Source organism: Cellulomonas humilata (assembly GCF_030814415.1).
Lineage (GTDB): Bacteria > Actinomycetota > Actinomycetes > Actinomycetales > Cellulomonadaceae > Cellulomonas > Cellulomonas humilata_A.
Genome location: NZ_JAUSVB010000001.1, coordinates 197,057 through 210,217 on the forward strand (window position 1 = coordinate 197,057; position 13,161 = coordinate 210,217).

General features: G+C 70.9%; 10 protein-coding genes. 1 reads left to right on the forward strand and 9 read right to left on the reverse strand.

The window, feature by feature from the left end:
• Positions 1–36 precede the first annotated feature (36 nt).
• The 6 genes from J2X26_RS00860 to J2X26_RS00885 all read right to left on the reverse strand — a co-directional run bounded on the left by J2X26_RS00860 (position 37) and on the right by J2X26_RS00885 (position 7,820).
• Positions 37–522, reverse strand: coding sequence for a flavin reductase family protein (locus tag J2X26_RS00860; RefSeq protein ID WP_307489007.1), 486 nt, complete (start codon positions 520–522; stop codon positions 37–39).
• The gene (locus tag J2X26_RS00865) at positions 519–941 is read right to left on the reverse strand and encodes a hypothetical protein (protein ID WP_307489008.1); all 423 of its coding nucleotides are present in this window, start codon (positions 939–941) and stop codon (positions 519–521) included. Before J2X26_RS00865 ends, J2X26_RS00860 begins: the two co-directional genes overlap by 4 nt.
• 5 nt (positions 942–946) lie before the next feature.
• Entirely contained in the window at positions 947–1,903 is a 957-nt protein-coding gene (locus tag J2X26_RS00870) for a PIG-L family deacetylase (RefSeq protein WP_307489010.1), read from the reverse strand.
• A 7-nt stretch (positions 1,904–1,910) separates the two neighbouring features.
• Entirely contained in the window at positions 1,911–3,881 is a 1,971-nt protein-coding gene (gene typA / locus J2X26_RS00875; protein WP_307489012.1) for a translational GTPase TypA, read from the reverse strand.
• Positions 3,882–3,987: 106 nt separating this feature from the next.
• Positions 3,988–5,832, reverse strand: a complete 1,845-nt coding sequence (locus tag J2X26_RS00880) for an ABC transporter substrate-binding protein (RefSeq protein ID WP_307489014.1) — start codon at positions 5,830–5,832, stop codon at positions 3,988–3,990.
• A 143-nt stretch (positions 5,833–5,975) separates the two neighbouring features.
• The gene (locus J2X26_RS00885) at positions 5,976–7,820 is read right to left on the reverse strand and encodes an ABC transporter ATP-binding protein (protein WP_307489015.1); all 1,845 of its coding nucleotides are present in this window, start codon (positions 7,818–7,820) and stop codon (positions 5,976–5,978) included.
• Between the two features lie 74 nt (positions 7,821–7,894).
• On the opposite strand from J2X26_RS00885, the gene J2X26_RS00890 reads away from it, so the two are divergent.
• On the forward strand, positions 7,895–8,497 hold the full coding sequence (locus J2X26_RS00890) for a PH domain-containing protein (protein ID WP_307489016.1): 603 nt from the start codon (positions 7,895–7,897) through the stop codon (positions 8,495–8,497).
• A gap of 23 nt (positions 8,498–8,520) precedes the next feature.
• On the opposite strand, the gene J2X26_RS00895 is transcribed toward J2X26_RS00890, so the two are convergent.
• From J2X26_RS00895 to J2X26_RS00905, 3 genes are all read right to left on the reverse strand, one after another.
• A complete protein-coding gene (locus J2X26_RS00895) occupies positions 8,521–9,597 on the reverse strand; it encodes an ABC transporter permease (protein WP_307489018.1) in 1,077 nt (358 codons plus the stop codon).
• Complete coding sequence (locus J2X26_RS00900; protein ID WP_307489020.1) at positions 9,594–11,114, reverse strand: ABC transporter permease; 1,521 nt, start codon at positions 11,112–11,114, stop codon at positions 9,594–9,596. Before J2X26_RS00900 ends, J2X26_RS00895 begins: the two co-directional genes overlap by 4 nt.
• A 189-nt stretch (positions 11,115–11,303) precedes the next feature.
• Positions 11,304–13,142, reverse strand: coding sequence for an ABC transporter family substrate-binding protein (locus J2X26_RS00905; RefSeq protein ID WP_307489022.1), 1,839 nt, complete (start codon positions 13,140–13,142; stop codon positions 11,304–11,306).
• Positions 13,143–13,161 lie beyond the last annotated feature (19 nt).

Sequence of the window (13,161 nt, forward strand, 5' to 3'; positions counted from 1 at the left end):
GCCGCAACCGGAGGCGTGGACGGGGTCGTCCGGGTCTCAGCGGACGCCGTGCAGGCGCCCACGCAGGTGGACGAGACCGCCCGCACCGGCGGCTCCCTGCTCGGTGGCCAGGACGGAGCCGACGATGATGTCGTGGTCCCCTGCCCGGTGCACGGAGTCGGTCCGGCAGTCGAACCAGGCGGCGGCTCCGTCGATCCACACCGCGTCGGCGACGGGTGCCGTTCGGTGCGGGACGCGCGCGAGCTGGTCGATGGCGGGTCGCCCCGGGGAGGCCAGCCAGTCGGCGGTGTGGGCCTGGTTGTCGGCCAGGACGCTCACGGACCAGGTGTCCACGTCGTCGAGCGCGTCGCGGAACCGTGCGTCGGTGTGGACGCAGAACAGGAGCATGGGCGGGTCGAGGGAGACCGACGTGATCGCGCTGGCCGTCATGGCGTGCAGGGTGCCGCGCCAGCGCACGGTGATGACGGCGACCCCCGCGGGGAGCCGCGCGACAGCGGACCGGAAGGCGTCCGGCTCGTTCACGAAGGCGGGTCCTCGAGCCCGCCCTCGACCGTCACCGGCTCGGTGGGCGTGCGCGGAGCGCGGGGGCGGTCGTCGAACAGGCCGCGCGGCAGGAGGGCGACGGCGACCGTCGCGGCGACCGAGCCGACCAGCCAGACCCAGCCGATCGCCTGCCCGTCGGGGACGAGGGTGTCGCCGCCGGGACCGGACTCGGTGAGGACCAGGACGGTGACGACGAGGCCTGTCGCGTAGCCGGCGAGCGCGACGAAGCCGCTCCAGGCGCGGACCGTGACGGCGGCGACGAACACGAGGGTGAGGCAGATCGCGACCCCCCACGGCTGGATGCTGCGGTGCAGCACGGTGCCGAGGGTGCCGACGAGGACTCCGAGCAGGAGGGCCGCGACGGCTGAGCCGATCACGCCGGCGGAGAGGCGTTGCACGCGCGTCACGTTACCGGTCGGACGCCGGCGGGCCAGACGACGTCGGCACCCGAGCCGCCCGTCCCGCGGCGGTACGACTCCGTGGGCAGGATGGGCGCCAGGATGCGGTTGCTGAGGGCGTAGCAGGCGACGAGGCCTCGGTCGTCGTCGACGGCGCGGATCGCCTGGACCTGGGTGACGTGGGCGCGCAGGGCGTCCAGGACGCGGTCGCGCACGGGCGGCACGTCGACCTCGAGCTCGATCTCGTCGTCCGGGACGGCGACCGACGGCAGCTCCGCGGCGGGGTCCGGGAGCTCGAGGTCGTCGCGCAGGGAGCCGAGCGCTGCGAGCACCGCGTCGTCGCCCACCGCGCGCAGGCCGCGCTGCAGCGCGAGGCGACCCTGCACGGACCAGAGGACGACGGGCACGGCGAACGCGGGCGAGGCCTCGTCGGGACGCGACCCGGCGAAGTCGACCGCCCACTGCGTCACCTCGTGGGTGCGGACGTGGTCGGGGTGTCCGTAGCCGCCGCCGGGCTCGTACGTGACGACGACGTCGGGGCGACGGGAGCGGATCACGCGAGCCAGCCGTTCGGCGGCCTCCTCGAGCCCGATGCCGACGAACGCACCCTCGGGGACGTCGTCGGGAAGCCCCGCACGTCCGGTGCCCACCCACGCCATGCCCGAGTCCTCGAACCGCTGGTCGGTCCCGCCGGGGATGGTGTCGAGGTAGCCGCGGTCCCGCACGCCGAGGGCGGCCAGCGCCTTGCCCAGCTCGTGGTCACGGTGCTCGGCGAGCGCCGGGCCGTCACCCTCGAGGTGGGCCAGGCGCGCGCCGATGACCTCGCCGCGCTCGCCGCGCGTGCAGGTCACCACGGTGACGGGACGACCGGCGGCTGCCCACGTAGCGAGCAGCGCGCCGGTCGCGAGGGACTCGTCGTCGGGGTGGGCATGGACGGCGACGAGGCCGCCCGATGTCACCACGGACGGATCAGGCGCGCTTGGAGCGGGCCGTGATGCGGGCGCGCTCGGTCTGGTCCAGCACGACCTTGCGGATGCGCACGATCTCGGGCGTCACCTCGACGCACTCGTCCTCGCGGGCGAACTCCAGCGACTCCTCGAGCGTGAGGTTGCGCGGCGGGATGAGGTTCTCGAAGTTGTCGGCCGTCGCGGACCGCATGTTCGTGAGCTTCTTCTCCTTGGTGATGTTCACGTCCATGTCCTCGTTGCGCGAGTTCTCGCCCACGATCTGGCCCTCGTAGACCTCCTGCGTGGGCTGGACGAAGAACGAGCCGCGCTCCTGCAGGTTGATCATGGCGAACGGCGTGACCGGTCCGGAGCGGTCGGCGACGAGCGAGCCGTTGATGCGCGTCTCGATGTTGCCGGCCCAGGGCTCGTAGCCCTCGGCGATGGACGACGCGATGCCGGTGCCGCGCGTGTCCGTGAGGAACCGCGTGCGGAAGCCGATGAGGCCGCGCGCGGGGACCAGGAACTCCATGCGGACCCAGCCAGTGCCGTGGTTCGACATGGTCTCCATGCGGCCCTTGCGCTGCGCGAGCAGCTGGGTCACGGCGCCGAGGTACTCCTCGGGGACGTCGATCGTCATGCGCTCGACGGGCTCGTGCACCTTGCCGTCGACCTTGCGCGTGACGACCTGCGGCTTGCCGACGGTCAGCTCGAAGCCCTCGCGACGCATCTGCTCGACCAGGATGGCCAGCGCGAGCTCACCACGGCCCTGGACCTCCCAGGCGTCGGGACGCTCGGTGGGCACCACGCGGAGCGAGACGTTGCCGACGAGCTCCTTGTCGAGGCGGTCCTTGACCTGGCGGGCGGTGACCTTGTGGCCCTTGCCGCCGCGGCCGGCCAGCGGGGACGTGTTGATGCCGATGGTCATCGAGATGGCCGGGTCGTCGACCGTGATCAGCGGCAGCGGACGCGGGTCGTCGGGGTCCGTCAGGGTCTCGCCGATGGTGATGTTCTCGATGCCGGCGACGGCGACGATGTCACCGGGGCCCGCGGACTCCGTGCTGACACGCTCGAGCGCCTTGGTCTCCAGCAGCTCGGTGATCTTGACGTTCGCCAGGGTGCCGTCGGCCTTGGCCCACGCGACAGTCTGACCCTTGCGGATCGTGCCGTTGAAGACGCGGAGCAGGGCGAGGCGGCCGAGGAACGGGGACGCGTCGAGGTTGGTGACGTGCGCCTGGAGCGGCGCGCCCTCGGTGTAGGTGGGCGCGGGGATCCGCTCGAGGATGGTCTTGAACAGCGGCTCGAGGTTCTCCGAGTCCGGCAGGCCACCGTCGGCGGGCTGGTTCATCGACGCGCGGCCGGCCTTGGCGGCGGCGAACACGACGGGCACGTCGAGGATCGCGTCGAGGTCCAGGTCCGGGACGTCCTCGTGCAGGTCGGACGCGAGGCCCAGCAGCAGGTCGGTGGCCTCGTGCACGACGTCGGTGATCCGCGCGTCGGGACGGTCGGTCTTGTTGACGACCAGGATCACCGGGAGCTTGGCGACGAGCGCCTTGCGCAGCACGAAGCGCGTCTGCGGGAGCGGGCCCTCGCTCGCGTCGACCAGCAGGACGACACCGTCGACCATGGACAGGCCGCGCTCGACCTCGCCGCCGAAGTCGGCGTGGCCGGGGGTGTCGATGACGTTGATGGTGATGCCGCCGGGCTCGCCGATCCCCGCGGCCGCGGGACCCGTGTACCGGATCGCCGTGTTCTTGGCGAGGATCGTGATGCCCTTCTCGCGCTCCAGGTCACCCGAGTCCATGGCGCGCTCGTCCACGTGGGCGTGGGAGCCGAAGGAGCCGGACTGCCACAGCATGGCGTCGACGAGCGTCGTCTTGCCGTGGTCGACGTGCGCGACGATGGCGACGTTGCGCAGGTCGTTGCGCACGCTCGTGCCGGTGGACGACGTCGGCACAGCCGAAGACACCGTCGGCGCAGTCGTGGGCTCAGACATGGGGGAACTCATCTCAGAAGGTGGGGAGCGCGCCGGGTCGCCGGTCGCGCCGATCGATTCTACCCGCACACCCGTACCACGGCGTCAGAAGGTGACCAGACCCACGTCAGCTGGTGCGTGCCCACGCCCACCAGTCGGTCAGGTCCGCCCGGCCGAGCTCGAGCGGCTCCACGTCGGGCGCCGCCGGGGTGGTCCCCGCGGTCGGGGCGGCCGAACCGCGCGTGGCGACCACGATGGGCTGCCGCACCAGCGACAGCACCGCGCCGCCGGCGTCGAGGCTCTCCGCGACCGCGGCCAGCTGGTCCTCGACGGCGTCCGGGTCGATCGTCTGCGCGAGCGTCGCCGCGGCTGCGTCCGTGGCCGCGTCCGACCACCCGGTGACGTTCGTCGCGCCCCCGGTCCGCCACCGCGACAGCACCGAGTCCACCGGCAGGTCCGACTGCGGCACCGGCACCAGCGCCACGTCCCACGCCTCGGGCGCGCCCACCAGGTCCGGCCCGAGACCGGCGACCGGGGCGTACGGCTCGACCTCGAACCCCACGTCCGACGCCGACGCCGTGATCAGCGCGAGCATCGCGGCCCGCAGCGGGTCGGTGGTGTTGACCAGCACGTGCACCGCCACGGGCTCGGTGACACCCGCCTCGTCCAGCAGCCGGCGCGCCCCCGCGATGTCGGCGGGGCCGCTCGGCGCCACGTCACCTCCGGCGTCCGGACCCACGGTCGGCAGCAGCGCCGAGGCGACGACGGCCTCGGGCCACAGCGGCGCGACGACGGTGGCGACGAGGGCGTCCCGCGGCACGGTCAGCAGGAAGGCCTGGCGCACCGCCGCCGCGACCGTCGCGTCACCGCCGTACGTCGCGGGGTCGAAGGCGCCGACCCCCGCCGCCTGGACCTGGAGCTGGAGGGTGGTGTCGCCACCCGTGCGCACGTCCGCACCGGTCACCTCCGCCAGCGCGTCGAGCACGTCCCGGGTGTCCGTCGGAGCCACGACGTCCACGGTGCCGGCCGCGAGCGCCTCGACCTGCTCCAGCGGCTCGAGGTCGCTGCGCACGACCACCCGGTCGTAGCTCGCGGCGCCGTCGCCCTCGTACTCGTCGTTGCGGACCAGCTCGACGCGATCGCCCGGCACGATCACGTCCACCGAGTACGGCCCGGTGGTGACCGCCTGGTCGACGTGCTGCGCGAGGGCGTCGGCGTCGAAGTCCGTCCGCCAGGCTGCGGAGATCGAGCTCAGCGCCTCCTTGTCCTCGTCGACGATCGCCTTCGAGACCGCCGCGGCGGCCTCCGTCGGGTCCTCGACCCCCAGCGCGGTCTGCCCCACCACGTGCGCGGGGACGTTGACGTCGAGCGCGACCTGCCAGTCCGGGACGGGCGTCGCGTACACGAGCGTGAGCGTCGCTCCGTCCACCGTCGGGACCTGCTGCGCCTGCACGAGCGCGGGCGACGCCGCCGCGAACGCGACCCCCGCGTCGAGCTCGTCGTTGTTGCTGATCCCCCCCTGCGCGTCGAGCTCGGGGGTCACGTCGTCGAGCTGGCCGCTGCGCGCAGCCCACTCCAGCAGCAGGTCGGCGGGGGTGACGCTCGTGCCGTCCGACCACGTCGCCGCCGGGTCGATCGTGTACGTCACGGTCAGGGGCGAGTCGCTGACCTTCTCGACCGTCCCGAAGCCCTCGTCGAACACGGCGGCGCCGTCCTGGTCGAGCGAGACGAACCCCGCCTGCACCAAGGAGCGCACCAGCGTGCTGCCGGGCGCGCGCCCCTCGGGAGTCGCGCTGTTCAGCGACGTGAACGGCATCCCCACCGTCACGACCACCGTGCCGCTCCGGTCCGGCTGCGGCGCCTCCTGCGTGCAGCCTCCGACCGCCACGAGCGCGACCAGTGCGACGACCCCGAACCGTGACCCCTTGAACACCGCGCGCCTCCACAGACCGACCTCATCGAGGCGGACCACCGCACCCCGTCATCGAGGTGTATCGGTCGTTTCCGCCAGAAGGTCAACCATGCCGGACACATCTGTCGGAATCGGCAGAAGAGAGACGGACGCGCCGCGAGCGCCGTCCCCCGAAGGGGACGGCGCTCGCGGCGGTGTCGACGTCAGAAACCGCGCCCGGTCATCCGCTCGTTGTCCACGTCGGTGATGTCGTGCGCGTCGATGTTCTCGGCGTCGGCAGCGTGGAGCAGCTCTTCGCGCTCGAGCTCGTCGCGCTGCGCCTCGAGGAGCGCGTCGCGCGCCTCCCGACGAGCCTGCTGCGCGGCGGGGTCCGGCACCGGCACCGCGGCGAGCAGCCGCTGCGTGTACGGGTCCTGCGGGTGGTTGACCACCTGCGCGGTCTCCCCCACCTCGACCAGCTTGCCGTTGTGCATCACCGCGATCCGGTCCGCGAGCATCTCCACGACGGCGAGGTCGTGGCTGATGAACAGGCAGGCGAAGCCGTGCTCGCGCTGCAGGTCCTGGAACAGGGCGAGCACCGTCGCCTGGACCGAGACGTCGAGCGCGGACGTCGGCTCGTCGGCCACCAGCAGCTGCGGCTCCAGCGCGAGCGAGCGGGCGATGCCGACGCGCTGGCGCTGACCGCCGGACAGCTCGTGCGGGTACCGGTTGCGCATCGCACGCGGCAGCTGGACCTGGTCCAGGAGCGTCTCGACCGCCGTCGACATGGCGGCGCCCTTCAGCCCGCGGTGCAGCAGCAGCGGCTCCGCGATCGACTCGCCGATGGGCAGGCGCGGGTTGAGCGACGAGCCCGGGTCCTGGAAGACCATCCCGACCTTGGTGCGCAGCGGCTTGAGGTCCTTGGTGCTCGCTCCGACCATGTCCTGGCCGACGATCCGCAGCGAACCCCCGGTCACCGGCTGCAGCCCGACGATCGCGCGACCGATCGTCGTCTTGCCGGAGCCGGACTCGCCGACCAGCCCGACGACCTCACCGGCGCGGATGGTCAGGTCCACTCCGTCGACCGCACGGAAGGCGGGCGTGCGACGGCGACCCGGGTACTCGATGACCATCTGCTTGGCCTCGAGGACGACCGCACGGTCCGAGGTCGTGACGACCGGGGCGTCGTGCACCGCGGTCGCGCTCGTCCCGGACTGCTCGGCCTGCTGAGCCTCGGCACTGCGGCCCAGGTGCGGCACCGCGTCGAGCAGCTTGATCGTGTACGGGTGCTGAGGGTTCGCGAAGAGCTGGCGAGCCTCACCCTGCTCGACGACCTTGCCGTCCTTCATCACGATCATCGTGTCCGCCATGTCGGCGACGACGCCCATGTCGTGGGTGATCAGGACGATGCCCGAGTCGATGCGGGAGCGCAGGTCACGCATGAGCTTGAGGATCTCGGCCTGGACCGTGACGTCGAGGGCCGTCGTCGGCTCGTCCGCGATGAGCAGCTTCGGGTCGCACGCCAGCGCCTGGGCGATCATCGCGCGCTGGCGCTGACCACCGGACAGCTGGTGCGGGTACGCGTCGATCCGGGTCTCGGGGTTCGGGATCTCGACGAGGCGCAGGAGCTCGAGCGCACGCACGCGGGCGTCCGCCGGACCCATCTCGAAGTGCGTCCGGAGCGTCTCGATGATCTGGAAGCCGATGGTGAAGACCGGGTTCAGCGCGGTCATCGGCTCCTGGAAGATCATCGCGATCTCCTTGCCGCGGATCCGGCGCAGCTTGTGCGGCGGCATCCCGATGAGCTCGCGGTCCCCGATCACGGCCGAGCCGCGGGCCCGACCGTTCGGCGGGAGCAGACCCATGAGGGCCATCGAGGACTGCGTCTTGCCGGAACCGGACTCGCCGACGATCGCGAGGACCTCACCGGGGCGCACGTCGTAGTTGATGCCGGTCGCGGCCGGGTACCAGGTGCCGTCCACGTAGAAGTCGACGCCGAGGTCCCGCACCTGCAGCACGGGCGTGCGCGTGTCGGTGGGCGGCGGGGCGTCCGAGATGTCGATGGCCATCAGGATCCTTCCTGCGCACGGTGGGCGCGTCCGGTCAGGACGGTCGCCACCTGCGGTTCTGCGAGCATGGGCATGTGCGTCCCACTCTGGAGTTCTCGTCGAGGTACGGCCGTGCGCTCACGGTCGCCGCGGGCGTCGTCGCCCTCGTCGCCGTGGTCGCGGTGGGCGTGCAGGACGGCCTCGGTGAGGTGGTCCGCGCGCTGCCGCTGGCCGGTGTGGTGGTCCTGCTGGTCTGGGTGCTGTTCTGGCGTCCGGCGGTCGTCGTGAGCGACGGCGGCGTGCTGGTGCGCAACCCCCTGCGCAGCACCCACGTGCCCTGGCCCACCTACCGCGGGCTCACCGTGCAGTGGTCGCTGGTCCTGCACACCACCGACGGCGACGTGACCGCCTGGGCGGCACCGCGGTCGAGCGGGACGGCCGCCCGCATGCGCCGCTCCACGACGGACGACGCCGTCGTGACGGCCACGTCGGACGCCAGGCTCCCCGGTACCGCCGAGGACGTCGCCGCAGCGATCGGCGACCGTCATCGTGCGCTGGCCGACGCCGGCTTCCTGCGCGGTGCGGAGCAGGCCCGCACCGCCGGCGACATCCGCCTCGAGCGCCACTGGCACGTCGCGACGATCGCGGCGCTCCTGGTGCTCGTCGGCACGGCGGTGGCCGTGCTGGCCACCGCCTGAGCCGTTCGCGCGGTTCGGCACGGTCACAGCCCGGCCAGCTTGCCGGACGAGGGCGGCAGGTTCGAGTTCAGCGCGCTCTTCGCCGAGGCGTCCGCCTTCATGGCGTTGGCCATCTTGCGCTCGGACGGGATCCGCTTCTGGCGCGGGTCGAACGCGTCGCGCAGACCGTCACCGATGAAGTTCACGCTCAGCGCGATGATCACGATGAAGATGCCCGGCCACCAGAACAGCCACGGACGCGTCGAGAACGCCTGCTGGTAGGTCTGGATCATCTGGCCCAGCGAGATCGTCGGCGGGGTGATGCCGAAGCCCAGGTAGGACAGCGCGGTCTCCAGCAGGATCGCCGAGCTCATCAGCAGCGTGGTGCTGACGATGATCGTGCCGATCGCGTTGGGCAGGATGTGCTTGAAGATGATCCGCCGGCTGCTGGCACCGGCCACGCGCGCCGCGTCGACGAACTCGCGCTCCCGCAGGGCGAGGAACTCTCCGCGCACCAGCCGGGACAGCGTGGTCCACAGGATGAGGCCCAGCGAGACGGCGAAGACGACGGCGCTGATCTGGCCGGAGAGCTTGCCGATCACGGCGCCGATGACGATCGTCGGCACGGTGATCACGAGGTCGGTGAACCGCATCAGGGCCGTGTCCCGGCCGCCGCGGTAGAAGCCGGCGATGGATCCGACGAGGACGCCGATCACGCCGGCGACGATGCCGATCACGAACATGACCATGAGCGAGGTCTGCACGCCGTGCATGACCCGGGCGAAGATGTCCCGGCCCAGCTCGTCCTGGCCGAACGGGTGGTCGCCCCACACCGGCGGGAACAGGCTCAGCGTCGGGGCCCCGCCCGGGTTCGACATCGGGTTGCCGGTCTCGTAGCCGGTCCACATCCACCAGCCGGGGATGGGTCCGATGCCCACGGACGTCACGGCCAGCAGGATCGTGCCGCCGAGGGCGGCGAGGCCGACGAGCGCTCCCTTGTGCCGGAAGAACCGACGGCGGACGATCTGCCCCTGGGACAGCCCGACGACGTCCTGGAGCTCGATCGCGTTCTCGACGGTGTCGCCCGACGAGGGGGTCTCGGGATGCGTGGAGGTGCTCATGCGTCCAACCGGATTCTCGGGTCGATCGACGCGTAGACGATGTCCGCGACGATGTTGGCGATGATGGCGAGCGTCGCCGTGATGAGGAGGTAGCCCATCACCGGCTCGATCTCGGCGTCGTTGAGCGAGCGGACGAACAGCTGGCCCATGCCGGGCCGTGCGAACACCGCCTCGGTGATGACCGCGCCGCCGATGAGCGTGATGATGTCGATCGGCACGATGGTCGCGAGCGGGATCAGCGTGTTGCGGAACCCGTGCCGGACCACGACGGCCCGCTCCGGCAAGCCCTTGGCCCGGGCTGTGCGGATGTAGTCCTGGCTCATCACCTCGAGCATGCTCGAGCGCGAGTACCGCGTGTATGCGGCGAACGCGATGAGCACGAGCGTCGCGGTGGGCAGCAGGAGGTGGGTGAACGCGTCCAGCACGCCGACCCAGTAGTTGCCACCCAGTCCCGGGGTGCGGTCGCCGAACGTCGGGATCGGCCGCCCGCTCAGCGCCTTGAAGTAGGGCGGCCAGACCTGCATGACCTGGTCGATGAAGATCAACCCGCCGGTGATGAACGCCACCGCGGCGCCGGTGCGCGCGGAGATGCCCCAGTCCGGCCCGCCGTAGAGCCGGCCGATGAGATATCCGACAGCCATGGCGAGCAGGGCGAACCCGAAGATGATCCAGTTGTTGGGGTCGATCGAGTCGAAGACGACCTGCATCGGGAAGTACAGCGCCAGCCCGACGCCCACAGTGGTCAGCGCGGTCCACATGGCGCGGCGGTTGTGCACGCCCGCGAACACGGCGGCGATGGCCACGGCGGAACCGCCGGCGAGGATCAGCAGCAGGATGGGGCCGATCTGCGGCCGCTCCCACCAGCCCGAGAGCTGCAGGTAGGCGAACATCGCGAACGTCGCCGCGGCGGCGACCCCGAAGACCTGCCAGCGGCGTGCGGGTCGCCCGCCGACGGCGAGCGACCAGAACAGCCCGGCGACGACGGCGATGCCGGCGATCACCGACCAGGCGATCACGGGGTCCTTGAGGAAGTCGTTGAAGCCGATCGCGGCCCACTGCTTGAGCAGGACGGCGACCCAGAAGGAGGGCAGCGAGTAGAGCAGGAACGACAGGAAGATGATCCCGTAGTCGAAGCCGCTGTACTGCCGCAGCGCGCTGACGATGCCGACGGTGACACCGATGACCAGCGACAGGATGGTTGCGGCGGTGACCAGCTGCAGGGTCGAGCCGATGGCGTGCCCCAGCAGGTCCTTGACGGGCTGCATCGAGCGCCACGCGATACCGAAGTCGCCGGTGATCACGTTGCCGAGCCACTGGAAGAACCGGACCACGACGTTGGTGTCCAGGTTCAGCAGCTCGATCCGAGCCGCGATGAGCTGCTGCTTGTTCGGCGCCGTGCTCTCGCGCAGGTCTGACAGCGGGTCGATCGCCGCGTCGACCAGGACGAACATGAGGAAGAGGGCCACGAAGAGCGTGGCCAGTCCCGCCAGGATGCGGCGGAGGAGGAAGTTCAGCACGGGTGGGTTACCTCGCTGGGATGGGGCACCACGGGTCGGGGGGATCGTATCCCTGCGGCCACCGCGGTCCGGGGTCGAACGACCACAGGCACGTCACCGGGGCGCCGGGACTCGTGGTGCCGGCGCCCCGGTGACGTCTGACCGGGAGGTTCCTCCGCCGGGCTCAGAGCCCGGCGGAGGAACCGTGGATCACTCGGACGCGGCCTCGCCCGCGGTCCACTCCCAGAAGCCGTAGAAGATCGTCGGCGCGATCGTCAGCTTCGAGACGTTGCCGATCTTCTCCGGGTTCCAGGCGGTGACGCCGGGGAACTGGAAGATCGTCACACCGAACGCGTCGTTGACGAGCTCGGTCTCGATCTGGGCCAGGAGGGGCTCCTGGTCCGCCTGCTCCGTGGCGACCTGGAGCTCGTCGAAGAGCCCGTCCACCGTGGCGTTGGAGTAGCCGTAGAAGTTGTTGCCTGCACCGGTGCGATAGTTCGCGTCCGACTCGGTGACGGCGGTGGAGGTCGACTGCCAGCCGAAGAGCGCTGCGTCGTAGAAGGCCGTCGCGTTCGAGAGGTCCGTGCCCCAGTCCGTCTGGACCTGGTAGGGCTGGACGTCGAAGCCGGCCTGGGCGGCCGACGCCTTGATGAGCTCGTACTCGTTCTGACGGCGCGTGTTCTCCGGGTCGAAGAGCAGGCGGACCGTGACGGCCGGCACGCCGGCCTCGGCGAGCAGGGCGGTGGCGCCGGGGATGTCCAGCGCGAAGGCCTCGGCCTGGCCGTTGGCCTCGACGATGGGGTCGTACATCGGCGAGCCGGCGACCTGCGTGTACGAGTTGCGGAGCTCCGCGGTCTCGTCCAGCGGCTTGATCAGGTTCTCGAGGATCTGGTCACGCGGGATCGTCTTGAGGAACGCCTGACGGACCTTCTTGGCCTTCTCGGCGTCGCCACCGTAGGTCGCCGGGTCGAACGGACCACCGTTGGCGAACTGCAGGTCGACGTGCTCATACGTGCCCTCGGGCCCGCTCGCGACCTCGATGCCGTCCATGGCTTCGACGGCGGCCTTGAAGTCGGCCGTGGCCTGCGGGTTGATGAGGTCGACCTCACCGTTCTGCAGTGCCTGTGCCTGGCCCATCGGGTCGCCGTTGTAGCGGACCGTGACCTTGTTGAAGACGGCCTTGTGGTCGCCCTCGTAGTCCGGGTTCGCCGTCAGGGTGATGAACTGCTCCTGCTCGAACTCCGAGATCTGGTAGGCGCCGCTGGTGACGAGGAGGTCCTCGTCGGACGGCATCGACGCGAAGTTCCAGTCGGTGCTCCACGACTTGGCGATCGGCGAGAGGTCCTCGACGTTCCCGTCGTTGATGGCGGCGACGAGCGCGTCGGTCGCCTCCTGGGCGTCCTCGATCCCGAGGGCGCGCTGCGCGACGACGTGCGCCGGCAGGTTCATCGAGATGGCCGTCGCCCAGTCCGCGAACGGCTTGGTGTAGGTCAGCGTGATGGAGTCGCCGTCGATCTCGGGCGTCTCCTCGACGAGCGCCATGGCGGGCGAGGCGGCGTCGAAGTAGACACCTGCGTCCAGGGCGTCCTGGTTCGAGATGTTGCCCTCGTCGTCGTACTCCGCCTCGACGTTGTTGAACTTCCCGCTCTGCGCGGCCCACTCGAGGAGGAGGTCGGCGGGGCCGGCGGGGGTGCCGTCGGACCACTTCGCGGTGTCGGCGAACGTGTACTTGATCTGCAGCGGGTCGTCGGAGACCTTCTCGTAGGTGCCGAACGACTCGTCCTGGACCAGGTTGAGGTCCTGGTCGTAGTAGTAGAAGCTCGAGTTCAGCAGGTACAAGATGACGCTGTTCGCCGTGGCGTTACCCGTGTTGCTGTTGCCGTTGGCCGAGTAGAACGGCTGGTTCCAGGCGATGTTGATCGACGTCTCGGTGTTGATGCCCGCGTCGTCGGTCGCTTCGTCGCTGCCGCCGCCGCTGGAGCAGGCCGCGAGAGCGAGCACGCTCGTCGCGGCGACCGCTGCGAACACGGCCTTGCGTGTGATCCTCAATTTTCCTCCCGAGAAGGGT